Origin of the sequence: Streptomyces sp. CA-251247 (assembly GCF_050952975.1) — a bacterium.
Taxonomy (GTDB): domain Bacteria; phylum Actinomycetota; class Actinomycetes; order Streptomycetales; family Streptomycetaceae; genus Streptomyces; species Streptomyces achmelvichensis.
In genome coordinates, this window is sequence record NZ_CP191861.1 from 6,022,934 (window position 1) to 6,048,218 (window position 25,285).

13 protein-coding genes, 1 tRNA gene and 3 rRNA genes are annotated in these 25,285 nt (G+C 66.8%); 14 read left to right on the forward strand and 3 right to left on the reverse strand.

The window, feature by feature from the left end; all coding sequences use genetic code 11:
- Positions 1-342: 342 nt before the first annotated feature.
- From ACQPWZ_RS26825 to ACQPWZ_RS26840, 4 genes are all read left to right on the forward strand, one after another.
- Positions 343-1,868, forward strand: a 16S ribosomal RNA gene (locus ACQPWZ_RS26825).
- A gap of 307 nt (positions 1,869-2,175) precedes the next feature.
- Positions 2,176-5,299 (forward strand): 23S ribosomal RNA (locus ACQPWZ_RS26830).
- Positions 5,300-5,387: 88 nt separating this feature from the next.
- Positions 5,388-5,504: ribosomal RNA gene (gene rrf / locus ACQPWZ_RS26835) — 5S ribosomal RNA — on the forward strand.
- The 16S, 23S and 5S rRNA genes sit together here with 1 tRNA gene alongside, the layout of an rRNA operon.
- Before the next feature lie 154 nt (positions 5,505-5,658).
- Positions 5,659-5,731: transfer RNA gene (locus tag ACQPWZ_RS26840), tRNA-Thr, on the forward strand.
- Between the two features lie 45 nt (positions 5,732-5,776).
- On the opposite strand, the gene ACQPWZ_RS26845 is transcribed toward ACQPWZ_RS26840, so the two are convergent.
- Entirely contained in the window at positions 5,777-8,431 is a 2,655-nt protein-coding gene (locus tag ACQPWZ_RS26845) for a SpoIIE family protein phosphatase (protein ID WP_340475772.1), read from the reverse strand.
- A gap of 268 nt (positions 8,432-8,699) precedes the next feature.
- Here ACQPWZ_RS26845 and ACQPWZ_RS26850 point away from each other — a divergent pair, with 268 nt between their 5' ends.
- From ACQPWZ_RS26850 to ACQPWZ_RS26895, 10 genes are all read left to right on the forward strand, one after another.
- On the forward strand, positions 8,700-14,204 hold the full coding sequence (locus ACQPWZ_RS26850; protein WP_433572570.1) for a HAMP domain-containing protein: 5,505 nt from the start codon (positions 8,700-8,702) through the stop codon (positions 14,202-14,204).
- Between the two features lie 274 nt (positions 14,205-14,478).
- The gene (locus ACQPWZ_RS26855; protein WP_313943734.1) at positions 14,479-15,159 is read left to right on the forward strand and encodes a response regulator; all 681 of its coding nucleotides are present in this window, start codon (positions 14,479-14,481) and stop codon (positions 15,157-15,159) included.
- A 122-nt stretch (positions 15,160-15,281) separates the two neighbouring features.
- Entirely contained in the window at positions 15,282-18,089 is a 2,808-nt protein-coding gene (locus tag ACQPWZ_RS26860; RefSeq protein ID WP_340475774.1) for a DNA translocase FtsK, read from the forward strand.
- A gap of 190 nt (positions 18,090-18,279) precedes the next feature.
- Positions 18,280-19,104, forward strand: a complete 825-nt coding sequence (locus tag ACQPWZ_RS26865) for a helix-turn-helix domain-containing protein (RefSeq protein WP_340478031.1) — start codon at positions 18,280-18,282, stop codon at positions 19,102-19,104.
- 72 nt (positions 19,105-19,176) lie between these two features.
- Positions 19,177-20,670 (forward strand): 30S ribosomal protein S12 methylthiotransferase RimO, encoded by a 1,494-nt coding sequence (rimO, locus tag ACQPWZ_RS26870; RefSeq protein WP_340475775.1) that lies wholly within the window; start codon positions 19,177-19,179, stop codon positions 20,668-20,670.
- Complete coding sequence (gene pgsA, locus ACQPWZ_RS26875) at positions 20,667-21,332, forward strand: CDP-diacylglycerol--glycerol-3-phosphate 3-phosphatidyltransferase (RefSeq protein WP_433572571.1); 666 nt, start codon at positions 20,667-20,669, stop codon at positions 21,330-21,332. Before rimO ends, pgsA begins: the two co-directional genes overlap by 4 nt.
- Complete coding sequence (locus tag ACQPWZ_RS26880; RefSeq protein ID WP_340475777.1) at positions 21,329-21,838, forward strand: CinA family protein; 510 nt, start codon at positions 21,329-21,331, stop codon at positions 21,836-21,838. Before pgsA ends, ACQPWZ_RS26880 begins: the two co-directional genes overlap by 4 nt.
- Before the next feature lie 109 nt (positions 21,839-21,947).
- The gene (locus tag ACQPWZ_RS26885) at positions 21,948-22,331 is read left to right on the forward strand and encodes a helix-turn-helix domain-containing protein (RefSeq protein WP_313943729.1); all 384 of its coding nucleotides are present in this window, start codon (positions 21,948-21,950) and stop codon (positions 22,329-22,331) included.
- A 180-nt stretch (positions 22,332-22,511) separates the two neighbouring features.
- A complete protein-coding gene (locus tag ACQPWZ_RS26890) occupies positions 22,512-22,982 on the forward strand; it encodes a Dps family protein (protein WP_340475779.1) in 471 nt (156 codons plus the stop codon).
- A 100-nt stretch (positions 22,983-23,082) separates the two neighbouring features.
- On the forward strand, positions 23,083-23,487 hold the full coding sequence (locus tag ACQPWZ_RS26895; protein ID WP_433572572.1) for a hypothetical protein: 405 nt from the start codon (positions 23,083-23,085) through the stop codon (positions 23,485-23,487).
- Here ACQPWZ_RS26895 and ACQPWZ_RS26900 read toward each other — a convergent pair.
- Both ACQPWZ_RS26900 and ACQPWZ_RS26905 read right to left on the reverse strand, forming a co-directional pair.
- Positions 23,450-24,214, reverse strand: coding sequence for an SDR family NAD(P)-dependent oxidoreductase (locus ACQPWZ_RS26900; RefSeq protein ID WP_433572573.1), 765 nt, complete (start codon positions 24,212-24,214; stop codon positions 23,450-23,452). The two genes, ACQPWZ_RS26895 and ACQPWZ_RS26900, sit on opposite strands and share 38 nt — an antisense overlap.
- A 133-nt stretch (positions 24,215-24,347) precedes the next feature.
- On the reverse strand, positions 24,348-25,184 hold the full coding sequence (locus tag ACQPWZ_RS26905; RefSeq protein ID WP_433572574.1) for an Fpg/Nei family DNA glycosylase: 837 nt from the start codon (positions 25,182-25,184) through the stop codon (positions 24,348-24,350).
- Between the last annotated feature and the right edge of the window lie 101 nt (positions 25,185-25,285).

Consider the following 25,285-nt stretch of genomic DNA (forward strand, 5'->3'; position numbering starts at 1 on the left):
CCACTCCAATCGGCCATCGGATTCACACTCCACCGGAAACGGAACGGAAAAAGAATCTGGTAGGGTTGGAAACGCAAGACCGAAGGGAAGCGCCCGGAGGAAAGCCCGAGAGGGTGAGTACAAAGGAAGCGTCCGTTCCTTGAGAACTCAACAGCGTGCCAAAAGTCAACGCCAGATATGTTGATACCCCGTCCATCTTCGGATGGCGAGGTTCCTTTGAAAGTCCTGCTGGCCCCTTTAGGGGTTGGTAGGCAATGACACAGCGAGGACGCTGTGGACAGTCGGTCTTATTCCGATCGACTGTTCCGCTCTTGTGGTGTTCATCCCGATTACGGGAAAACATTCATGGAGAGTTTGATCCTGGCTCAGGACGAACGCTGGCGGCGTGCTTAACACATGCAAGTCGAACGATGAAGCCTTTCGGGGTGGATTAGTGGCGAACGGGTGAGTAACACGTGGGCAATCTGCCCTTCACTCTGGGACAAGCCCTGGAAACGGGGTCTAATACCGGATAACACTCCTTCCTGCATGGGGAGGGGTTGAAAGCTCCGGCGGTGAAGGATGAGCCCGCGGCCTATCAGCTTGTTGGTGGGGTGATGGCCTACCAAGGCGACGACGGGTAGCCGGCCTGAGAGGGCGACCGGCCACACTGGGACTGAGACACGGCCCAGACTCCTACGGGAGGCAGCAGTGGGGAATATTGCACAATGGGCGAAAGCCTGATGCAGCGACGCCGCGTGAGGGATGACTGCCTTCGGGTTGTAAACCTCTTTCAGCAGGGAAGAAGCGAAAGTGACGGTACCTGCAGAAGAAGCGCCGGCTAACTACGTGCCAGCAGCCGCGGTAATACGTAGGGCGCAAGCGTTGTCCGGAATTATTGGGCGTAAAGAGCTCGTAGGCGGCTTGTCACGTCGGATGTGAAAGCCCGGGGCTTAACCCCGGGTCTGCATTCGATACGGGCTAGCTAGAGTGTGGTAGGGGAGATCGGAATTCCTGGTGTAGCGGTGAAATGCGCAGATATCAGGAGGAACACCGGTGGCGAAGGCGGATCTCTGGGCCATTACTGACGCTGAGGAGCGAAAGCGTGGGGAGCGAACAGGATTAGATACCCTGGTAGTCCACGCCGTAAACGTTGGGAACTAGGTGTTGGCGACATTCCACGTCGTCGGTGCCGCAGCTAACGCATTAAGTTCCCCGCCTGGGGAGTACGGCCGCAAGGCTAAAACTCAAAGGAATTGACGGGGGCCCGCACAAGCAGCGGAGCATGTGGCTTAATTCGACGCAACGCGAAGAACCTTACCAAGGCTTGACATCGCCCGGAAAGCATCAGAGATGGTGCCCCCCTTGTGGTCGGGTGACAGGTGGTGCATGGCTGTCGTCAGCTCGTGTCGTGAGATGTTGGGTTAAGTCCCGCAACGAGCGCAACCCTTGTTCTGTGTTGCCAGCATGCCCTTCGGGGTGATGGGGACTCACAGGAGACTGCCGGGGTCAACTCGGAGGAAGGTGGGGACGACGTCAAGTCATCATGCCCCTTATGTCTTGGGCTGCACACGTGCTACAATGGCCGGTACAATGAGCTGCGATGCCGCGAGGCGGAGCGAATCTCAAAAAGCCGGTCTCAGTTCGGATTGGGGTCTGCAACTCGACCCCATGAAGTCGGAGTTGCTAGTAATCGCAGATCAGCATTGCTGCGGTGAATACGTTCCCGGGCCTTGTACACACCGCCCGTCACGTCACGAAAGTCGGTAACACCCGAAGCCGGTGGCCCAACCCCTTGTGGGAGGGAGCTGTCGAAGGTGGGACTGGCGATTGGGACGAAGTCGTAACAAGGTAGCCGTACCGGAAGGTGCGGCTGGATCACCTCCTTTCTAAGGAGCACTTCTTACCGGATCTTCGGATCAGGTCAGAGGCCAGTACATCGGCGAATGTCCGGTGCTGGTTGCTCATGGGTGGAACGTTGACTATTCGGCACGATCCGCAGGGATCACTAGTACTGCTCTTCGGAGTGTGGAACGTGACTCCAGGCTGGTCGTGCCGGGCGCGCTGTTGGGTGTCTGAGGGTGCGAGCGTGAGCTCGTCCTTCGCGATGCCGGCCCCAGTGAACTCGCTGTTTTCAGCGGGGTGGTGGGTGGCTGGTCGTTGCTTGAGAACTGCACAGTGGACGCGAGCATCTGTGGCCAAGTTTTTAAGGGCGCACGGTGGATGCCTTGGCACCAGGAACCGATGAAGGACGTGGGAGGCCACGATAGTCCCCGGGGAGTCGTCAACCAGGCTTTGATCCGGGGGTTTCCGAATGGGGAAACCCGGCAGTCGTCATGGGCTGTCACCCGCTGCTGAACACATAGGCAGTGTGGAGGGAACGAGGGGAAGTGAAACATCTCAGTACCCTCAGGAAGAGAAAACAACCGTGATTCCGGGAGTAGTGGCGAGCGAAACCGGATGAGGCCAAACCGTATGCGTGTGATACCCGGCAGGGGTTGCGCATGCGGGGTTGTGGGATCTCTTTATCATCGTCTGCCGGCGGTGAGACGAGTCAGAAACCGTATGGATAGGCGAAGGACATGCGAAAGGTCCGGCGTAGAGGGTAAGACCCCCGTAGCTGAAATTCATGCGGCTCGTTTAAGAGACACCCAAGTAGCACGGGGCCCGAGAAATCCCGTGTGAATCTGGCGGGACCACCCGTTAAGCCTAAATATTCCCTGGTGACCGATAGCGGATAGTACCGTGAGGGAATGGTGAAAAGTACCGCGGGAGCGGAGTGAAATAGTACCTGAAACCGTGTGCCTACAAGCCGTGGGAGCGTCGCGCAAGGAACTTGTTCCTTGCGTCGTGACTGCGTGCCTTTTGAAGAATGAGCCTGCGAGTTTGCGGTGTGTTGCGAGGTTAACCCGTGTGGGGAAGCCGTAGCGAAAGCGAGTCCGAATAGGGCGACATAGTAGCGCGCTCAAGACCCGAAGCGGAGTGATCTAGCCATGGGCAGGTTGAAGCGGCTGTAAGAGGTCGTGGAGGACCGAACCCACCAGGGTTGAAAACCTGGGGGATGACCTGTGGTTAGGGGTGAAAGGCCAATCAAACTCCGTGATAGCTGGTTCTCCCCGAAATGCATTTAGGTGCAGCGTCGTGTGTTTCTTGCCGGAGGTAGAGCACTGGATAGGCGATGGGCCCTACCGGGTTACTGACCTTAGCCAAACTCCGAATGCCGGTAAGTGAGAGCACGGCAGTGAGACTGTGGGGGATAAGCTCCATGGTCGAGAGGGAAACAGCCCAGAGCATCGACTAAGGCCCCTAAGCGTACGCTAAGTGGGAAAGGATGTGGAGTCGCAGAGACAACCAGGAGGTTGGCTTAGAAGCAGCCACCCTTGAAAGAGTGCGTAATAGCTCACTGGTCAAGTGATTCCGCGCCGACAATGTAGCGGGGCTCAAGCGTACCGCCGAAGTCGTGTCATTCCAGCATATAGGGCCAACGCCTGCTGGGATGGGTAGGGGAGCGTCGTGTGCCGGGTGAAGCCGCGCCGGAAGGCAGTGGTGGACGGTTCACGAGTGAGAATGCAGGCATGAGTAGCGATACACACGTGAGAAACGTGTGCGCCGATTGACTAAGGGTTCCTGGGTCAAGCTGATCTGCCCAGGGTAAGTCGGGACCTAAGGCGAGGCCGACAGGCGTAGTCGATGGACAACCGGTTGATATTCCGGTACCCGCTTTGAAACGCCCAATATCGAGCCCATTAATGCTAAGCCCGTGAAGCCGTTCCGGACCCTTCGGGGAATGGAAAGTGGTGGAGCCGGCGATCCAAGGTGGTAGTAGGTAAGCGATGGGGTGACGCAGGAAGGTAGTCCAGCCCGGGCGGTGGTTGTCCCGGGGTAAGGGTGTAGGCCGTGTGATAGGCAAATCCGTCACACATGAAGGCTGAGACCTGATGCCGAGCCGATTGTGGTGAAGTGGATGATCCTATGCTGTCGAGAAAAGCCTCTAGCGAGTTTCATGGCGGCCCGTACCCTAAACCGACTCAGGTGGTCAGGTAGAGAATACCGAGGCGTTCGGGTGAACTATGGTTAAGGAACTCGGCAAAATGCCCCCGTAACTTCGGGAGAAGGGGGGCCATCACTGGTGAGAGGACTTGCTCCTCGAGCTGGGGGTGGCCGCAGAGACCAGCGAGAAGCGACTGTTTACTAAAAACACAGGTCCGTGCGAAGCCGTAAGGCGATGTATACGGACTGACGCCTGCCCGGTGCTGGAACGTTAAGGGGACCGGTTAGTACGCTTTCGGGCGTGCGAAGCTGAGAACTTAAGCGCCAGTAAACGGCGGTGGTAACTATAACCATCCTAAGGTAGCGAAATTCCTTGTCGGGTAAGTTCCGACCTGCACGAATGGCGTAACGACTTCTCGACTGTCTCAACCATAGGCCCGGTGAAATTGCACTACGAGTAAAGATGCTCGTTTCGCGCAGCAGGACGGAAAGACCCCGGGACCTTTACTACAGTTTGATATTGGTGTTCGGTTCGGCTTGTGTAGGATAGGTGGGAGACTGTGAAGCGGCCACGCCAGTGGTTGTGGAGTCATCGTTGAAATACCACTCTGGTCGTGCTGGATGTCTAACCTGGGTCCGTGATCCGGATCAGGGACAGTGTCTGATGGGTAGTTTAACTGGGGCGGTTGCCTCCCAAAAAGTAACGGAGGCGCCCAAAGGTTCCCTCAGCCTGGTTGGCAATCAGGTGTTGAGTGTAAGTGCACAAGGGAGCTTGACTGTGAGACCGACGGGTCGAGCAGGGACGAAAGTCGGGACTAGTGATCCGGCGGTGGCTTGTGGAAGCGCCGTCGCTCAACGGATAAAAGGTACCCCGGGGATAACAGGCTGATCTTCCCCAAGAGTCCATATCGACGGGATGGTTTGGCACCTCGATGTCGGCTCGTCGCATCCTGGGGCTGGAGTCGGTCCCAAGGGTTGGGCTGTTCGCCCATTAAAGCGGTACGCGAGCTGGGTTTAGAACGTCGTGAGACAGTTCGGTCCCTATCCGCTGTGCGCGTAGGAATATTGAGAAGGGCTGTCCCTAGTACGAGAGGACCGGGACGGACGAACCTCTGGTGTGCCAGTTGTCCTGCCAAGGGCATGGCTGGTTGGCTACGTTCGGGAGGGATAACCGCTGAAAGCATCTAAGCGGGAAGCCTGCTTCGAGATGAGTATTCCCACCTCCTTGAGAGGGTAAGGCTCCCAGTAGACGACTGGGTTGATAGGCCGGATATGGAAGCCCAGTAATGGGTGGAGTTGACCGGTACTAATAGGCCGAGGGCTTGTCCTCAGTTGCTCGCGTCCACTGTGTTAGTTCTGAAGTAACGAACTGTCGAACCCCCGTCTGTGTGGGTTCCGGGTCGATATCTTCATAGTGTTTCGGTGGTCATTGCGTTAGGGAAACGCCCGGTTACATTCCGAACCCGGAAGCTAAGCCTTTCAGCGCCGATGGTACTGCAGGGGGGACCCTGTGGGAGAGTAGGACGCCGCCGAACAATTTTTAGCCTCAACCCCTGGACCATGTCCGGGGGTTGAGGCATTTTTGCGTTCACGACCGATCGCCGACAGAGACGGAGATCCTGTGGCCCCGGTGGTTCGAACCACGCCTCGGTTCGGGGTATGATCTATCCCGTTGCCGCAGCGCAGCAGGCCCCAATAGCTCAGTCGGTAGAGCGTCTCCATGGTAAGGAGAAGGTCTACGGTTCGATTCCGTATTGGGGCTCGTACGAAGAAGGCCCCCGCCAAGTGGCGGGGGCCTTCTTGCTGTTCAGGAGTGCTGAGGCTCCGGTACGCGCATCGCGAGGATGGCCATGTCGTCCGAGGCCGGCTCTGCGGCGAAGCGTTCCACGGCTCGCAGCACGCGGGCCGCCACCGCGCCCGCCGTCAGTCCGGTGCAGGTGGTCAGCACATCGGTGAGGCCCTCGTCGCCCAGCATGCGCGTGCCCTCGCGCCGTTCGGTGACGCCGTCCGTGACGCAGAGCAGGACGTCGCCCGGGTCGAGGGTGACCATCTGCTCGTACAGCTCGAGGTCGTCCATGACACCGAGCAGGGGCTGCGGTTCGGCCGCCGGTTCGACGGTGCCGTCCTGGCGCAGGCGCAGCGGGAGCGGATGGCCGGCGCAGACGACCTTGAGGACGGCGCTGCCGTCCTCCTGCGGCCACAACTCCCCGTAGAGGAGGGTGAGGAAGCGGCTGCGGGCGCCCTCGTCGAGGATCGCGGCGTTGAGGCGCTCCAGGACCGCGGGGCCGCCGAAGCCCTCCCTGGCCAGCAGGCGCAGAGCGTGCCGGGCGAGGCCGGTGACCGCCGCGGCCTCCGGGCCCGTACCGCAGACGTCGCCGATGGCGAAGCCGTACGCGCCGTCGCGGATCGGGAAGAGGTCGTAGAAGTCGCCGCCGACCTCGTTGCCTTCGCCGGCCGCGCGGTAGATGACCTCCACCTCGACGCCCGGGATGTGCGGCAACTCCGGCGGCAGCAGGCTGCGCTGGAGGGACTGGCTGATGGCCACGCGCTCCGAGTACAGCCGCGCGTTGTCGAGGGCCAGGGCGGCCCGGCGCGAGAGGTCCTCGGCGAGTTCCAGGATCTCCTGGCGGAAGTGGTCGTCGGACGGCTTGCCGAGGGTCAGCATGCCGATGACGCGGTTGCGCGCCACCAGGGGCAGTACGACCGTCTCCCCGCCCACGGCGGCTGCCGTGGCGAGCGTGGTGCCGATGCCGGAGGAGACCGGTGGGGCGGAGCCGATGCCGAGTTCGCGCTTGGAGGTGAGCAGCGCCGCCTGCTGGGCCGCTTCGGCGGGTGCGGTCCACACGCGTGCGCCGGGGGTGGGCACCGGGTCAGGGGGCGCGATCTTCGAGAGGAGCGCCTTGAGGCCGTCGATGCGCTCCTCGTCCTCGTGGAGCACGTAACTGAGGTACGGGTCCGAGGCCTGGTCGGCGATCGTGTAGACGGCGCACCAGGTGGCCAGCGTCGGCACGGTCATCTGCGCCATGAGCGCCAGTGTCTGGTCCCGGTCGAGGGTGCCGGCGAGCAGGTCGGACGCCTCGACGAGGAAGGAGAGGGAACCGCGGCGCAGTCGTTCGAGCTCGCCGAGACGGGCGGACTCCACGGCCAGCGCGATGCGGTCGGCGGCGAACTGCAGGCGCAGGGCCTCCTCGTTGGAGTACCGGCCCGATGCTTCCGCGGCGACGCCCAGCGATCCGGTGAGGCGGCCCTCGACCTTCAGCGGGACGGTGACGACGGAGCGCATGCCCGTCGAGTTGAGGAGCGGGACGGCGCCCGGCACCACGGTGAGGTCCTCGTGCACCGCGGGCATCCGCGCTGACCCGTAGCGTCCGGTGCCGGCCTCGACGGGCACGCGGGCGAAGCGCTGGCGTGCGGAGGGGAGCCCGGTGCTGGCCCGTACTTCCAGCTCGGTCTCGTCGTCGGTGGCCAGCAGCAGGAAGGCCGCGTCACCGTCGAGCATGTCCCGGGCGCGCTCCACCGTGCGCTGGAGGAGGCCGTCGAGGTCGTCGGGCGCCGGGGAGCCGATGAAGACCTCGAACGGGTCGGTGGTGTGGCTGTCGGTGCCCGTGTCGGTCACGGGGGCGCGCTGCGGGCTCTGGAGCACGGCCCGTTCGTCGTCCCTGACGAGCAGACAGACGGTGGAGGGTTCGCCGTTGGTGTCCCGCACGCGCAGGTGTGAGGCGTAGACGGGGAGGACTCGGCCGTCGGTGCCGCGGATGCCGTAGCTGCCCTCCCAGCGGGAGAGCTGGAGCGCTTCGGCGATGCCCGTGCCGATGCCGGGGGTGTGCGGCCAGGCGGCGAAGTCCGTGAGCGGCTTGCCGATGACCTGGTCGGCCGCGTATCCGAAGAGGTGCTCGGCGTCGTCGTTCCAGACGGAGATCGCGCCGCTTCTGTCGATCTGTGTGACGGCCACGCGGACGCGTTCGTCGGCGACCGGGAGGAGCGGGGTCGGCAGGACGGGTCCCGCGGAGCGGGTGCCCACCGGGCGCTGGGGGAGGTCGAGTTGGAACCAGACCTGCTTGAACGTGGGGGAGTACTCGACGCCCCAGCGGGACGCCAGCGCCGCGCACAGCAGCAGTCCGCGGCCGTTCTCGCGATCGGGGCTGCCGAGGGAGAGACCGGTGCCCTGGATCGGGACCTCGCGCTCCGGGTAGCGGTCGGCGACCTCGACCCGTACACCGTCGTCCGAGCGCAGACACAGGACGTCGGCCGCCGTGCCGGCATGGATGACGGCGTTGGTGACGAGCTCGCTGGTGAGCACGACCGCGTCGTCGACGACGTCCGAGAACCCCCACCCGTGGAGTGTGTCCCGCACGAAGGCCCGGGCGGTCGCGACGGACCGCCCGACAGGGTCGAAGGTGGCAGCCGCCCGCGCGGTGATCACAGAACTCCTCGTACGCGTCTCGACGCCCGGCTCTGCCATGATCGGCCTGCCCCTCCCGGTGCCCGGTGGTAGTACTGCGTCCGGGCCGCCCCCGCCGGGCGGACCGGGGCGGTTGGACAGCCGGATGCCAGGTTACTTACCTTCGCTGTCCGAGCGGATGCCGGTTGCCGCTGTTTCCGCCCGACGGGGGCGGGGACGCTATGCGAAGCTGCCGAACTGTTATGGCCTGGTTCGGCGCAGGTGAAACACTGGGCAGGCTTCCAGGTACAGCCCGGACAGTACGGTCAACCCCTGCGGGAGGGACACGGTGGAGTCTGGCGTGGCGGCGCGTGGCAAGAGCACGCGTGCGAAAGGCGGACGGTCCCGTAGCAATGGGACAACCGAGGTGGACACAGCGGCCCTGAACAGGCTGCTGGGAGCTTTGGTGTCGATGCGGGACGGCAATTTCCGCCGTCGCCTGACCGTGTCCGGCGACGGGGTGATGTCCGAGATCGCGGCTGTCTTCAATGAGGTCGCGGACCGGAATGTTCACCTCACGGGCGAGCTCGCCCGGGTGCGCAGGATGGTCGGACGTGAGGGAAAGCTCACCGAACGGCTGGAGACAGGGGCCTGTGAGGGCTCCTGGGCGACGGCGATCGACGCCTCGAACGCGCTGGTCGACGATCTCGCGCGACCGGTGTCCGAGGTGGGCCGTGTGCTGTCGGCCGTCGCCGAGGGCGACCTGGAACAGCGGATGGAGCTGCGCTCCCACGCCCCGGAGGGGGAGGGGGCCGTACGGCCGCTGCGCGGCGAGTTCCTGAAGGTCGCGCGGACCGTCAACAGCCTGGTGGACCAGCTGTCGGCGTTCACCGACGAGGTGACCCGGGTCGCCCTGGAGGTCGGCACCGAGGGCAAACTCGGCGGCCAGGCACAGGTGCGCGGTATGTCCGGTTCGTGGAAGGACCTCACGGATTCGGTCAACACCATGGCGTACCGGTTGACGGCGCAGGTGCGTGACATTGCTCTCGTCACGACCGCCGTGGCCAAGGGCGACCTGTCGCAGAAGGTGACCGTCCATGTCGCCGGCGAGATGCTGGAGCTGAAGAACACCGTCAACACGATGGTGGACCAGCTCCAGTCCTTCGGTTCCGAGGTCACGCGGGTGGCCCGCGAGGTCGGTACGGAAGGCGAGCTCGGCGGTCAGGCCGAGGTGCCGGGTGTGGCGGGCGTGTGGAAAGACCTCACCGATTCCGTGAACACCATGGCCGGCAACCTGACCTCCCAGGTGCGCGGTATCGCCGAGGTGACCACCGCGGTCGCCAACGGTGACCTGTCGCAGAAGGTGACGGTCAGCGCACGCGGCGAAGTGGCTCAACTCGCCGAGACGATCAACCAGATGACCGAGACGCTGCGTACGTTCGCGGACGAGGTCACCCGGGTGGCGAGCGAAGTCGGCGCGGAGGGTCTGCTCGGCGGCCAGGCACAGGTGCCGGGCGCAGCCGGGACGTGGAAGGACCTCACCGACTCGGTCAACACCGTCTTCCGTAATCTGACCACCCAGGTCCGTGACATCGCCCAGGTGACGACGGCGGTGGCCAACGGTGATCTGTCGCAGAAGGTCACGGTCGATGTGGCCGGCGAGATGCTGGAGCTGAAGAACACCGTCAACACGATGGTGGACCAGCTCCAGTCCTTCGGTGCGGAGGTCACGCGGGTGGCCCGGGAGGTCGGCGTCGAGGGCCGCCTGGGCGGTCAGGCCGAGGTGCCGGGCGCCGCGAACACCTGGAAGGACCTCACCGACTCGGTGAACACGGCCTTCCGCAACCTCACCGGCCAGGTCCGTGACATCGCCCAGGTGACGACGGCGGTGGCCAACGGTGATCTGTCGCAGAAGGTCACGGTCGATGTGGCCGGCGAGATGCTGGAGCTGAAGAACACCGTCAACACGATGGTGGCGCAGCTGTCGTCCTTCGCCGACCAGGTGACCCGTATGGCGCGGGACGTGGGTACGGAGGGCCGCCTCGGCGGCCAGGCCCGGGTCGACGGCGTCAGCGGCACCTGGAAGGAACTGACCGACTCCGTCAACTTCATGGCGGGGAACCTGACCTCGCAGGTGCGGCAGATCGCCCAGGTGACCACGGCGGTGGCGCGTGGTGACCTGTCGCAGAAGATCGACGTGGACGCCCGCGGCGAGATCCTGGAGCTGAAGAACACCATCAACACGATGGTCGACCAGCTCTCCGCGTTCGCCGAGCAGGTCACCAGGGTGGCTCGCGAGGTGGGTACGGACGGCCGGCTCGGCGGACAGGCGCAGGTGCCCGGTGTCGCCGGTGTGTGGCGCGATCTGACCGACTCCGTGAACGGCATGGCGGGCAACCTCACCGCCCAGGTCCGCAACATCGCCCAGGTGGCCACCGCGGTGGCGCGTGGTGACCTGTCGCAGAAGATCGACGTGGACGCCCGCGGCGAGATCCTGGAGCTGAAGAACACCCTCAACACGATGGTGGACCAGCTCTCGAACTTCGCCGAACAGGTCACGCGGGTGGCGCGCGAGGTGGGTACGGAGGGCATCCTCGGCGGTCAGGCCGAGGTGCAGGGTGTCTCCGGCACCTGGAAGGACCTCACGCAGTCCGTGAACTTCATGGCCAACAACCTGACCAGCCAGGTCCGCAACATCGCCGAGGTGACGACGGCGGTCGCCAAGGGAGATCTCTCCAAGAAGATCACCGTCGACGCCAAGGGCGAGATCCTGGAGCTGGTGACGACCGTCAACACGATGGTCGACCAGCTCTCCGACTTCGCGGACGAGGTGACCAGGGTCGCCCGTGAGGTGGGTACGGAAGGTGTGCTGGGCGGTCAGGCCCGGGTGCGCGGTGTCACCGGCATCTGGAAGGACCTGAGCGACAACGTCAACCTGATGGCCAACAACCTGACCAGCCAGGTGCGTAACATCGCCCGCGTCTCCGCGGCCGTCGCCAACGGTGATCTGACCAAGAAGGTGACGGTGGAGGCGCGCGGCGAGGTCGCCGAGCTCGCCGAGACCGTGAACACGATGGTGACGACCCTGTCGTCGTTCGCCGACGAGGTGACCCGGGTGGCCCGCGAGGTGGGCACCGAAGGCGAGCTGGGCGGTCAGGCGCACGTGCCGGGCGTCTCCGGCACCTGGAAGGACCTCACCGAGTCCGTGAACTCGATGGCGTCCAACCTGACCGGCCAGGTGCGGCAGATCGCCACGGTCACCACCGCCATCGCGAAGGGCGATCTCACCCGGAAGATCGACATCGACGCGCGGGGCGAGATCCTGGAGCTGAAGACCACCATCAACACGATGGTCGACCAGCTGTCCTCGTTCGCGGGGGAGGTCACCCGCGTGGCCCGCGAGGTGGGCACGGACGGGCAGTTGGGCGGTCAGGCCCGGGTGCGGGACGTCGACGGCACCTGGCGCGACCTCACCGAGTCGGTGAACGAGATGGCCGGGAACCTGACCCGGCAGGTGCGCGCGATCGCGGCTGTCGCGACCGCGGTGACCCGCGGCGATCTGAACCTCAAGATCGACGTGGACGCTGCCGGCGAGATCCAGGTCCTTCAGGACAACATCAACACGATGATCGCCAACCTCCGCGACACCACCCTCGCCAACGAGGAGCAGGACTGGCTCAAGGGCAACCTCGCCCGGATCTCCGGTCTGATGCAGGGCCGGCGCGACCTGGACGACGTGGCGTCGCTGATCATGAGCGAGCTCACGCCGGTCGTCTCGGCGCAGCACGGCGCCTTCTTCATGGCGATGCCGACGGGCAGTACCTCGGACGTACCGGGCAACGGGGAGCTGGCCTACGAGCTGTGCATGCGCGGCAGTTACGGCTACTCCGCGGGGCTCATGCCGACGTCGTTCCGGCCGGGCGAGACGCTGATCGGGACGGCCGCCGAGGAGAAGCGGACGATCCAGGTCAATGTGCCGCCGGGCTATCTGAGGATCTCCTCGGGTCTCGGGGAGGCGTCACCTGCGTATGTGATCGTGCTGCCGGTGCTCTTCGAGGGGAAGGTCCTCGGGGTGATCGAGCTGGCCTCGTTCCAGCCGTTCACGCAGATCCAGCGCGACTTCCTCAACCAGCTCGCCGAGATGATCGCGACGAGCGTCAACACCATCAGCGTCAACACCAAGACCGAGGTGCTGCTCAAGCAGTCGCAGGAGCTGACCGAGCAGCTGCGTGAGCGCTCGGCCGAGCTGGAGAACCGGCAGAAGGCGCTCCAGGCGTCCAACGCCGAACTGGAGGAGAAGGCGGAACTGCTCGCGCAGCAGAACCGCGACATCGAGGTCAAGAACACCGAGATCGAAGAGGCCCGGCAGGTGCTCGAGGAGCGCGCCGAGCAGCTGGCGGTCTCGATGCGCTACAAGAGCGAGTTCCTGGCGAACATGTCGCACGAGCTGCGGACGCCGCTCAACTCGCTGCTGATCCTGGCCAAGCTGCTCGCCGACAACGCCGAGGGGAACCTCTCGCCGAAGCAGGTGGAGTTCGCGGAGACGATCCATGGCGCCGGCTCGGACCTGCTCCAGCTGATCAACGACATCCTCGATCTGTCGAAGGTCGAGGCGGGCAAGATGGACGTCAGCCCGACGCGGATCGCGCTGGTGCAGCTGGTCGACTATGTGGAGGCCACCTTCCGCCCGCTGACCGCGGAGAAGGGCCTCGACTTCTCGGTCCGTGTCTCGCCGGAGCTGCCGGCGACGCTGCACACCGACGAGCAGCGGTTGCTTCAGGTGCTGCGCAACCTCCTGTCGAACGCGGTGAAGTTCACCGACTCCGGCGCCGTGGAGCTGGTCATCCGGCCGGCGAGCGCGGATGTGCCGCAGTCGATCCGTGAGCAGCTGCTGGAGGCCGGATCGTTGCAGGACGCGGACGCCGATCTGATCGCCTTCTCCGTCACCGACACGGGCATCGGGATCGCGTCGGGCAAGATGCGCGTGATCTTCGAGGCGTTCAAGCAGGCCGACGGTACGACGAGCCGTAAGTACGGCGGTACGGGCCTGGGTCTGTCGATCAGCCGGGAGATCGCGCGGCTGCTCGGCGGCGAGATCCACGCGGCGAGCGAACCGGGCCGCGGTTCGACGTTCACGCTCTATCTGCCCCTTCACCCGAGTGAACTGCCGCCGCAGGGTTATGCGCAGGTCACCTCGGGCGCCGTGGAGGCGCAGCCGGGGCCGGCCGACGACGCGGCGGACGAGGTCTCTTCGCAGCCCCGGCCCGAGCGGTCCGCGCCGCAGCAGGGTCCGGCCGCCCTCTTCCGGCGCCGCCGCAAGGCGCTGGAGGCGACCGACGAGCGGACGGCGCTGCCGGGTCGGCAGGGGGCGCCCGGCGACGGCGCCGGGGCGCCGGGCGAGGGTGTCCGGGGCCGGGAGGAGTGGCAGGGCGGCCGCGGTGGCCAGGAGGCGCCGGAGCAGCGGCGGACGTTCACCTTCGACAACGAGAAGGTGCTCATCGTCGACGATGACATCCGCAATGTCTTCGCGCTCACCAGCGTGCTGGAGCAGCACGGCCTGTCCGTGCTGTACGCGGAGAACGGTCGTGAGGGCATCGAAGTCCTGGAGCAGCACGACGATGTGACGGTCGTACTGATGGACATCATGATGCCGGAGATGGACGGCTACGCGACGACGACGGCGATCCGCAGGATGCCGCAGTTCGCCGGACTGCCGATCATCGCGCTCACCGCGAAGGCGATGAAGGGGGACCGGGAGAAGGCGATCGAGTCGGGGGCATCCGACTATGTCACCAAGCCGGTCGATCCTGACCATTTGCTCTCCGTGATGGAGCAGTGGATGCGCGACGAGTGAGCGGCCGCCGTTCGGATCTTCGCCCGTTGTTGACTGGCTGTGGCCAAAGGCGTGTGAGGCGGTGGTATCCGGGGAACCTTCTGGTCTCCCGCTACGTTTCTGCTTCGTGCACTGTGACAACGCGGTGACAGGGTGTGGCGACGGGCGGGGTGCGGCTACCATGACCGGCACAAGGACGGGCGACGCAAGGGAGTCGCCCCCTGGGGCGGCGCCCGGTGCGTCCCCCGGCTCGAAGAGCTGGGGAGACCCCACGCCGGGGCGAGGAGGACGGGGCATGGTGCAGAAGGCCAAGATCCTCCTGGTCGATGACCGGCCGGAGAATCTGCTGGCGCTGGAGGCCATTCTCTCTGCGCTCGATCAGACACTGGTGCGGGCATCGTCAGGGGAGGAAGCGCTCAAGGCGCTGCTGACAGACGACTTCGCGGTCATTCTGCTGGACGTCCAGATGCCTGGAATGGACGGTTTCGAGACCGCGGCGCACATCAAGCGGCGGGAGCGGACCCGGGACATCCCGATCATCTTCCTCACCGCGATCAACCACGGACCGCATCACACGTTCCGGGGCTATGCCGCCGGCGCGGTCGACTACATCTCCAAGCCGTTCGACCCGTGGGTGCTGCGCGCCAAGGTCTCGGTCTTCGTCGAGCTGTACATGAAGAACTGCCAACTGCGGGAGCAGGCCGCGCTGCTGAGGCTCCAACTGGAGGGCGGCGGGCAGTCGGGCGCCGACAACCACAAGGAGCCGGCGGGCCTGCTCGCCGAGCTCTCCGCGCGCCTCGCGGCCGTCGAGGAACAGGCCGAGGCGCTCTCGAAGCAGCTCGACGACGACTCCGCGGATGCGGCCGCCGTGGCGACCGCGGCGCATCTCGAGCGCAAACTCACGGGTTTGCGCAGAGCCCTGGACGCACTGGAACCGGGGACCGGCGGCCCCAGCGCCCTGCCCTCGCAGAACTGAGCGGCCGAAGCGTCATCCGGTGTGTGAGGGAACGTCACTTTGCCGCCTCCGCAGGGCGACACGAACGGGTGAAGCAGTAAGCACACGTGTCCACTGCCTCCCACACCGGTAACCTCACCACTATGGCCTCACGTACGTCCGGCAAGGGTTCCCAGGGCACGGCGGGCACCGCGAAGCCGCGCCCCGGCCGTACGACCGGTGCCGCGAAGAAGGCGGCGCCCGCCAGGAAAGCCGTCGCAAAGAAGACCGCGCCCGCGAAGAAGGCACCGGCCAAGAAGGCCGTTGCCAAGAAAGCCGCGCCGAAACCGGCACCGTCTCCCACCGGTGGTGTCTATCGGCTCGCTCGCGCGCTCTGGCTCGGACTCGCGCACGGCCTGGGGGCGATGCTCCGCGGCATAGGGCGTGGCGCGAAGGGACTCGACCCGGCCCACCGCAAGGACGGCCTGGCGCTGCTGCTCCTCGGTCTCGCACTGGTCGTCGCCGCCGGAACCTGGTCCAACCTCCGCGGCCCGGTCGGCGATCTCGTCGAGATGCTGGTGACCGGAGCCTTCGGCAGGCTCGATCTGCTGGTGCCGATACTGCTCGGCGCGGTCGCCGTCCGGCTGATCCTCTATCCCGAGAAGCCCGAGGCCAACGGCCGCATCGTCATCGGCCTGTCAGCCCTCGTGGTCGGCGTGCTCGGCCAGGTGCACATCGCGTGCGGCTCCCCGGGGCGCGGCGAGGGCACCGGCGCCATGCAGGACGCCGGCGGTCTGATCGGCTGGGCCGCGTCCAAGCCGCTGATCTTCACCATGGGTGAGGTGCTCGCGGTACCGCTGCTGGTCCTGCTCACGCTCTTCGGTCTGCTCGTCGTCACCGCCACGCCGGTCAACGCCATTCCGCAGCGGCTGCGACTGCTCGGCTCCAAGCTCGGCATCCTCGACCCGGTGTACGAGCCGGGGGAGTACGGGGACGGCGAGTACGCGGAGGACTCGGACGACGACCGCCGCTACGACGAGCAGTGGCGCGAGGCCGTCCCGGCCCGCGCCCGTCGCTCGGGCGCCCGCCGCAGCGAGGCCCCCGCCGACTACGACCCGGACCAGGCCGAGTCGGAGGCCCTGTCGAGGCGACGCCGGCCGCGCCGCGGCTCGGTGCAGCCCGCCATGGACCGTCCGATGGACGCCGTGGACGTGGCGGCCGCCGCGGCCGCAGCGCTCGACGGAGCCGTCTACAACGGATTCCCGCCCTCGCCCCTGGTCGCCGATCTGACCAAGGACGTCACCGCGGAGCGGCAGCGTGCCGCGTCCCCGCTGCCGGCGGCACGCGAGCCCGAGCAGGCGGAGCCCAGGAAGCGACGGGTCAAGGAGCCCGAGGAGACGCCCTCGCGGAGCGGGCCCGTCCCCGATCTCACCAAGCCCGCTCCCGACGACTCCCAGCCCCTGCCGCCGCGCGCCGAGCAGCTCCAGCTGGCCGGCGACATCAGCTACTCCCTGCCGTCGCTCGACCTGCTGGAGCGGGGAGGGCCGGGCAAGACCCGCAGCGCCGCCAACGACGCGATCGTCGCCTCGCTCTCCAACGTCTTCATGGAGTTCAAGGTCGACGCGGCCGTCACCGGCTTCACCCGGGGCCCCACGGTCACGCGCTACGAGGTGGAGCTCGGCCCGGCGGTCAAGGTCGAGCGGATCACCGCCCTGACGAAGAACATCGCGTACGCCGTCGCCAGTCCCGACGTCCGGATCATCTCCCCGATCCCCGGCAAGTCCGCGGTCGGCATCGAGATCCCCAACACGGACCGCGAGATGGTCAACCTCGGCGACGTCCTGAGGCTCGCGGACGCGGCCGAGGACGACCACCCGATGCTGGTCGCGCTCGGCAAGGACGTCGAGGGCGGCTACGTGATGGCCAACCTCGCCAAGATGCCGCACGTCCTGGTCGCCGGCGCGACCGGCTCCGGCAAGTCGTCCTGCATCAACTGCCTGATCACCTCGGTCATGGTGCGGGCCACCCCGGAGGACGTCCGGATGGTGCTCGTCGACCCCAAGCGGGTCGAACTCACCGCCTACGAGGGCATCCCGCACCTGATCACCCCGATCATCACCAACCCCAAGCGGGCCGCCGAGGCGCTCCAGTGGGTCGTGCGGGAGATGGACCTGCGCTACGACGACCTCGCGGCGTTCGGATACCGGCACATCGACGACTTCAACCAGGCCGTGCGCAACGGCAAGGTGAAGGCCCCCGAGGGCAGCGAGCGCGAGCTGTCGCCGTATCCCTATCTGCTCGTCATCGTGGACGAGCTCGCCGACCTGATGATGGTCGCGCCGCGGGACGTGGAGGACGCGATCGTCCGCATCACGCAGCTGGCGCGCGCCGCGGGCATCCATCTGGTACTGGCGACGCAGCGGCCGTCCGTGGACGTCGTCACCGGACTGATCAAGGCGAACGTGCCGTCCCGGCTCGCCTTCGCCACCTCCTCGCTCGCCGACAGCCGGGTCATCCTCGACCAGCCGGGCGCGGAGAAGCTGATCGGCAAGGGCGACGGGCTCTTCCTGCCGATGGGGGCCAACAAGCCCACCCGTATGCAGGGCGCCTTCGTGACCGAGGACGAGGTCGCGGCCGTCGTCCAGCACTGCAAGGATCAGATGGCGCCGGTCTTCCGCGACGACGTCGTGGTCGGCACCAAGCAGAAGAAGGAGATCGACGAGGACATCGGCGACGACCTGGATCTGCTCTGCCAGGCCGCCGAACTTGTGGTATCCACCCAGTTCGGGTCCACGTCGATGCTCCAGCGCAAGCTGCGCGTCGGTTTCGCCAAGGCCGGACGGCTGATGGACCTGATGGAGTCGCGCAACATCGTCGGCCCGAGCGAAGGCTCAAAGGCTCGTGATGTTCTGGTGAAACCTGATGAGCTGGATGGAGTGCTGGCCGTGATCCGCGGGGAGTCTCACTCGTAAGGGTTTCGAGAGCAACCGTTTCCCCCGGTCCTACGTCAAGTTGGAGGGAGGGACATACAGATGTCCCACCATCACGGATGCCCGGCCATTCCGATGGCGTACAAACTCCCTCCGCCCAGTTGCCCCACCCTTTCGTACCACCCATAGACTGAACCTCCAGCAGGTGGCTACACGCTCGAAAGGCGCCCCCGTGTCCATCGGCAACTCCCCCGAAGACGACCGGCCTTCCCCCGAGGAGGACCGGCCTTCGATCGGTCATGTGCTCCAGCAAGCCCGCATCGACGCAGGTCTGACCGTCGACGAGGTCAGTGCCTCCACCCGGGTGCGCGTCCCGATCGTCACCGCGATCGAACAGGACGACTTCTCCCGCTGTGGCGGTGATGTGTACGCGCGCGGCCACATCCGCATGATCGCGCGTGCCGTCGCCCTCGATCCCGATCCGCTCGTCTCCCAGTTCGACGCCGAGCACGGTGGGCGGCCCGCGCCGACGCCCGCCGCGCCGCTGTTCGAGGCCGAACGCATCCGCCCCGAGCGCCAGCGGCCCAACTGGACCGCGGCGATGGTCGCGGCGATCGTCGCCGTGATCGGTTTTGTCGGTTTCACGATGTTCAACGGCGATGAAGAGGGCAAGGACGGCTCCAACGTCGCCGAGGGCTCGGCGCCCGACAAGAAGCCCTCGCCCAGCAAGTCCACGAGCAAGCCCGTCGACCCCAAGCCCGAACCCTCCGACAGCGCGATCGCCGCGGTGCCGAAGGACAAGGTCACGGTCAAGCTGTCCGTCCTGGACGACAAGAGCTGGATCTCCGCCAAGTCGCACAACGGCAAGCTGCTCTTCGACGGCACCCTTTCGAAGGGCCAGTCCAAGACCTTCCAGGACGACGAGCGGGTCGATCTGATCCTCGGCAACGCCGGCGCGATCGAGCTGTACGTCAACGGCAAGAAGGTCGAGGACCGGTTCGAGACGGGCCAGGTCGAGCGGCTGTCGTACACCAAGGGTGACCCCGAGGTCGGCTGACGCCACAGGGCGGCGGACGGCCGGGAACCCTCGGGGCCGGGGTGAGGGCCGGGACAAAGTAGTCTTGAGCCCATGCCCGAACGCCGTACCGTCGCCCTTGTCACTCTTGGCTGCGCCCGTAATGAGGTGGACTCGGAGGAGCTTGCAGGCCGCTTGGCAGCGGACGGCTGGGAGCTCGTCCAGGAAGCCGCCGACGCGGACGTCGCCGTCGTCAACACCTGCGGCTTCGTCGAAGCCGCGAAGAAGGACTCCGTCGACGCCCTCCTCGAAGCCAATGATCTGAAGGACCAGGGCAGAACCCAGGCCGTGGTGGCGGTCGGCTGCATGGCCGAGCGGTACGGCAAGGAACTCGCCGAGGCGCTGCCCGAAGCGGACGGTGTGCTCGGCTTCGACGACTACTCCGACATCTCCGACCGGCTGCAGACCATCCTCAGCGGCGGTGTCCACGCCTCGCACACTCCGCGCGACCGTCGCAAGCTCCTGCCGCTCAGCCCGGTGGAGCGCCAGTCGGCGACCGAGGTCGCGCTGCCGGGCCACGCCCAGGCACCCGAGGACGTGCCCGAGGACCTTCCCGAGGGAGTCGCCCCGGTGTCCGGGCCGCGTGCTCCGCTGCGTCGGCGCCTCGGTACCAGCCCCGTCGCGTCCGTGAAGCTCGCCTCCGGCTGCGACCGTCGCTGCTCGTTCTGCGCGATCCCCTCCTTCCGCGGCTCCTTCATCTCCCGGCGGCCCAGCGACGTCCTCGGTGAGACGCGCTGGCTGGCGGAGCAGGGCGTCAAGGAGGTCATGCTGGTCTCCGAGAACAACACCTCGTACGGCAAGGACCTCGGCGACATCCGCCTTCTGGAGACCCTGCTGCCGGAGCTCGCGGACGTCGACGGCATCGAGCGGGTGCGCGTCAGCTATCTCCAGCCGGCCGAGATGCGGCCCGGGCTGATCGACGTGCTGACCTCGACGCCGAAGATCGCGCCCTACTTCGACCTCTCGTTCCAGCACTCCGCCCCCGGTGTGCTCCGGGCCATGCGGCGCTTCGGCGACACCGAGCGGTTCCTGGAGCTCCTGGACACCATCCGGACCAAGGCTCCGCAGGCCGGTGTGCGCTCGAACTTCATCGTCGGCTTCCCCGGCGAGACCGAGGCCGACTTCGCCGAGCTGGAACGCTTCCTCACGCATGCGCGTCTGGACGCCATCGGTGTGTTCGGCTACTCCGACGAGGACGGCACGGAAGCCGTCTCGTACGACAACAAGCTGGACGCCGACGTCATCGCCGAGCGGCTGGAGCACCTGTCGCGGCTCGCGGAGGAGCTGACCGCGCAGCGCGCCGAGGAGCGGCTCGGTGAGCGCCTGGAGGTGCTCGTCGAGTCCGTGGACGGGGAGGACGGTGCGGTCGGCCGCGCCGCGCACCAGGCCCCGGAGACGGACGGCCAGGTCATCTTCACCTCGGGCGAGGGCCTGATCCCCGGCCGTATGGTCGTGGCGAAGGCTGTCGGTACGGAGGGTGTCGACCTGGTGGCCGAGTTCTGCGAGGTCCTGGAGGACGACCACAGGGTTCAGGAGGCGGCCAGATGACCGGAGTGCCGGCATCCGCGGGGGGCGGCACGGGTAGGCCCGCGCCCGGCGGCAAGCTCGGCGCTGCGGCCGTCAATCAGGCCAGCCTCTGGAACATCGCCAATATTCTCACCATGGTGCGGCTGGTGCTGGTGCCCGCCTTCGTCCTGCTCTTGCTGCAGGACGGCGGGTACGACCCGGCATGGCGGGCCTGGGCATGGGCCGCTTTCGCCGTCGCCATGATCACGGACATCTTCGACGGTCATCTGGCGCGTACGTACAACCTGGTCACCGACTTCGGGAAGATCGCCGACCCGATCGCCGACAAGGCGATCATGGCGTCCGGCCTGATCTGCCTCTCCGCGCTCGGCGATCTGCCGTGGTGGGTGACCGGAGTGATCCTCTTCCGTGAGCTCGGCATTACGCTCATGCGGTTCTGGGTGATCCGCCACGGCGTGATTCCCGCCAGCCGCGGCGGCAAGATGAAGACCCTCGCGCAGGGCGCGGCGGTCGGGATGTACGTCCTCGCACTGACCGGTCCACTCGCCACCCTCCGCTTCTGGGTGATGGCCCTCGCCGTCGCGTTGACGGTGCTCACCGGGCTCGACTACGTGCGGCAGGCGATCGTGCTGAGGCGCAAGGGGCTGGCCAGGGAGCGTGCCGTGGCGGAGGCCGACCGGTGACCGTCGCCGCCCGGATCATCGCGGTGCTTGCGGAGCGTGGCCAGACCCTGGCGGCCGCGGAGTCCCTGACGGGCGGTCTGGTGGCCGCGGAGCTCACCGGTGTCCCCGGAGCCTCGGCGGCCTTCCGCGGGTCCGTCACGGCGTACGCAACCGAGCTGAAGCGGGACGTCCTGGGCGTCGACGGGACCCTCCTGGCGGAGCGGGGCGCGGTGGACGCCGAGGTCGCGGTGCAGATGGCGGCCGGTGTGCGCACGGTCCTGGGCGCCGGCTGGGGCATCGCCACCACCGGTGTGGCAGGTCCCGAGCCGCAGGACGGGAAGCCTGTCGGGACGGTCTTCGTGGCTGTCGCCGGGCCGGACGGTTCAGGGAAAGTCGCCGCATTGCGGTTGAACGGTGGCCGGGCGGAAATCCGTAGAGAGAGTGTACGCAGCGTGCTCGAGCTGCTCTCCGGCGAACTGCACGAAAATGCGAGGGCACAGGATACGGAACAGAACGGGGGGAATTGATGTTTGCAGCCCTGAGTGAACACGACATCGCTCCCCGCACGGCCGCAGCGCGAGGCGGTACGGTGGGGCGTGAAGGATGCGGCTACACGGTCCGAGGAGGGAGCCACCGATGATTCTGCTCCGTCGCCTGCTGGGTGACGTGCTGCGTCGGCAGCGCCAGCGCCAGGGCCGTACTCTGCGCGAAGTCTCCTCGTCCGCCCGAGTTTCGCTCGGCTATCTCTCCGAGGTGGAGCGGGGGCAGAAGGAGGCCTCCTCTGAACTGCTCTCCGCCATCTGCGACGCGCTTGACGTACGGATGTCCGAGCTCATGCGAGAAGTGAGCGACGAGCTGTCGCTGGCCGAACTGGCCGAGTCGGCAGCGGCCACCGAGACGGTGCCTGTGCCAGTACGCCCGATGCTCAATTCCGTATCCGTGACGTCGGTGGCAGGTGTGCCGACGGAGCGGGTGACCATCAAGGCGCCTGCGGAGGCGGTCGACGTCGTGGCCGCCTGATACGTACGGCTGGTGCGGCTCGTTTGCGAGCTGAGCCCTGGTCGCTGCCCCTGTGGGCGGCGCGCCGGGGTTTTTGCTTTGCATGGCTTGTGCCCGAATGTCTGGTACGTGCGTCTATGTCATGGTGGGTAAGGCTGACTGCCGAGCTGACTCGAGCTGACCACCCACTGGAGGACACGCATGTCTGTCGTGAAGAGCCCGTTGTCCGAGAGCGACCTCAAGGCGGTCGGTAACGCGCTGCGCGGAGCCCTGGTGGATCTGGTGGATCTCGGCCTCGTGGCCAAGCAGGTCCACTGGAACGTCGTGGGGCCGCGCTTCCGGTCCGTCCATCTCCAGCTCGACGAGGTCGTGGACACGGCCCGCCAGCATTCGGACACCGTGGCCGAACGTTGCTCTGCCATCGGTGTGACCCCGGACGGCCGGGCCGGCACGGTGGCGTCGCAGAGTGCCATCGGCACGGTGCCCGAGGGCTGGATCAAGGACGTCGACGCCGTGAAGACGCTGGTGGACGCCCTCGGCGCGGTGATCGAGCGGATGCGGGAACGTATCGAGGTGACGGACGAACCGGACCCCGTGAGCCAGGACATCCTGATCGGGCTCACCGCGGACCTGGAGAAGCACGCCTGGATGTTCCAGGCCGAGAGCGCGTAGATCGGAGCCCGGTGCCGTTTCGCGCGCCGGGCCTGCATCCGGTGCGCCCTCCCGGCGGCTGATCGCGCCGGTCTAGCGTGGGGCCGGAGGGAGGCGAGCCATGGCACGAGGCGGAGGAGTGCGCGTGCCCGTGGTCGCCCTGGGACTCATAGCCGGCGGTCTGTGGTGGTGGGCGGTGCTGCGCCTGCTGCTGGCGCCGGACCAGTCCGGCCTGGTCGAGGGGGCGGTGGCGGCGGGAGGCTGGGGGCTGAGCCTGCTGCCCGTGCATGTCACGGCATCCCGCGGGGTGGTCAGGGCGTCCCGCGGGGGTGGTGGGGCGGTGGCCCGCATCGGTGGCGGGGCTGGTGCCGAGGACCCGGCTCGCGTCGGTGGCGGATCGCGCCGTATCGGTAAGGCGTCGCGCGGCACATGGATGCGGCGCGTCACGCGGGCACTGCAGGGTCCCCAGGTGCACGGCGGTTCCGGCCTCACCAGGGCATGGCGACGCCCCCGTTCGGGCGAATGATCTGGCCCGTCGTGAACGACGATGCGTCCGAGGCGAGATGCAGGACCGCGTGCGCGATGTCCTCGGGCTCACCGACCCTGCGGAGGGGGGAGAGCCGGACCATGGCCGCCTCCGCCTGATGCTGGAGCGCCGCGTCGTGGCGGTCGGTCATCGGGGTGCGGACCCAGCCGGGGGCGATGGCGTTCACTCGTATGGAGTGCGGGCCGAGTTCGGTGGCCAGCGTCTTCGTCAGCTGGACGACGGCCGCCTTGGCCGCGCTGTAGCAGAGCAGACCGGCGCCGGCCGCGTCCACGGCTCCTGACGTCATGGTGACGAGGGAGCCCGGAGTGCCGGCCGCGATCATGGTGCGTGCCGCCTCCTGGCACGCGTACAGAACTCCCTTGAAGTTGACCGCCAGGACGCGGTCGAGGTCCTCGTCCCTGGTCTCCAGCACGGAGCTGCTGTGCATGATTCCGGCGATCGCGGCCAGGATGTCGAGCCGTCCGGCGCTCTCGATCGCGGCTTTCACCTGTGCGCGGTCCGAGACATCGAGGGTGTGGGTGGAGGCCGTGCCGCCCGCGTCGCTGATCATGCTGCGGGTCTCGTCCAGTCCCTTCTCGTCGATGTCGGCGCAGTGGACCGCGGCACCTGCTTCGGCGAGGAGTACGGCCGAGGCGCGGCCGATGCCGCCGGCTGCACCGGTGACGAACGCCGACCGGCCGGTGAGGTCGTACGCGGTGAGACCCATGCCCGGACCGTACGGCCGGATCTGACGCATCGTCAACTAGTCGTCGTCGACTCGTTGTCCGGTCACAGGTGCACGTGATGTCCGGGGGTGCCGCGGCGTCAGGCCAGGGTGGCGGGGCGTCAGGCCGGGGATGTCAGGGAGTCGGGCTCGGGCCCGCCTGGCAGCCCGGGCACCAGTACGTGACGCGTTCGCCGGTGCCGTCGCTCTGTTCCGCCTTGCGCAGGGCGGTGCCGCAGCGCAGACAGCGATGTCCACCCCGGCCGTAGACATACAGCCGGGGGCCGAAGGCCTGCCGGCGAGGGCCGGCAGGCGTACTGCGGTCGGTGGCCGTGGTCTGCCGTTCGAAGGTGTTCTTGTTGAGCTCCAGGAGCCGCTGGGCGGTGGCGACGAGCCGGGCGGGGACGCCCTCGGGCAGTTCGCCCACGGGGAGCCAGGGCGTGACCCCGGCGAGGAACGCGAGCTCCGACTTGTAGACATTGCCGATCCCGGCGAGATTGCGCTGGTCGAGGAGCGCTTCGCCGAGGGGGCGGGCCGGGTCCGCGAGGAGGTTGGCCCGGGCGGTGTCGGGGTCCCAGTCGGGGCCCAGGAGATCAGGGCCGAGATGGCCGACGACGTTGTTCTCTTCGACGGTGCGGACCAGCTCCAGGACGGGGAGGCGATAGCCGACGGCCGTCTGGGTGGCAGTGCCGAGGACGACCCGGATCTGGTGCGCGGGCCCACCGCTCCAGCGCTTGCCGACGGCGAACACACGCCACGCGCCGTCCATCCGCAGGTGCGAATGGAGAGTGAGACCCCCCTCGAAACGGGTCAGGAGATGCTTGCCGCGTGAGGTGACGTCCAGAACGGACCGGCCGGTGAGGTCGGCGGTCGCGAACCGCGGCACGCGCAGATCGGACACGGTGAGAACCTGGCCCGCGAGGGCGGTGTGCAGCCGCTTCGCGGTCAGCCAGACGGTGTCTCCTTCGGGCATGGATCCATGATGCGGGAGGCGGGCTCGGTGGGGGAGCCGGGCCACGCAAACGAGCCCTCGGCGTGAGGGGGCGCACCCGCGAGCGAGCCGTGTGCGAGGCG

Excerpts from the sequence above, each read along its gene's own strand:
- ACQPWZ_RS26885 (WP_313943729.1), top strand. The coding sequence starts at position 21,948 with ATGATTCTGCTCCGTCGCCTGCTGGGTGACGTGCTGCGTCGGCAGCGC.
- ACQPWZ_RS26890 (WP_340475779.1), top strand. The coding sequence starts at position 22,512 with ATGTCTGTCGTGAAGAGCCCGTTGTCCGAGAGCGACCTCAAGGCGGTC.
- ACQPWZ_RS26855 (WP_313943734.1), top strand. The coding sequence starts at position 14,479 with ATGGTGCAGAAGGCCAAGATCCTCCTGGTCGATGACCGGCCGGAGAAT.
- ACQPWZ_RS26845 (WP_340475772.1), bottom strand. The coding sequence starts at position 8,431 with ATGGCAGAGCCGGGCGTCGAGACGCGTACGAGGAGTTCTGTGATCACC.
- rimO (WP_340475775.1), top strand. The coding sequence starts at position 19,177 with ATGCCCGAACGCCGTACCGTCGCCCTTGTCACTCTTGGCTGCGCCCGT.
- ACQPWZ_RS26895 (WP_433572572.1), top strand. The coding sequence starts at position 23,083 with ATGGCACGAGGCGGAGGAGTGCGCGTGCCCGTGGTCGCCCTGGGACTC.
- ACQPWZ_RS26860 (WP_340475774.1), top strand. The coding sequence starts at position 15,282 with ATGGCCTCACGTACGTCCGGCAAGGGTTCCCAGGGCACGGCGGGCACC.
- pgsA (WP_433572571.1), top strand. The coding sequence starts at position 20,667 with ATGACCGGAGTGCCGGCATCCGCGGGGGGCGGCACGGGTAGGCCCGCG.
- ACQPWZ_RS26905 (WP_433572574.1), bottom strand. The coding sequence starts at position 25,184 with ATGCCCGAAGGAGACACCGTCTGGCTGACCGCGAAGCGGCTGCACACC.
- ACQPWZ_RS26900 (WP_433572573.1), bottom strand. The coding sequence starts at position 24,214 with ATGGGTCTCACCGCGTACGACCTCACCGGCCGGTCGGCGTTCGTCACC.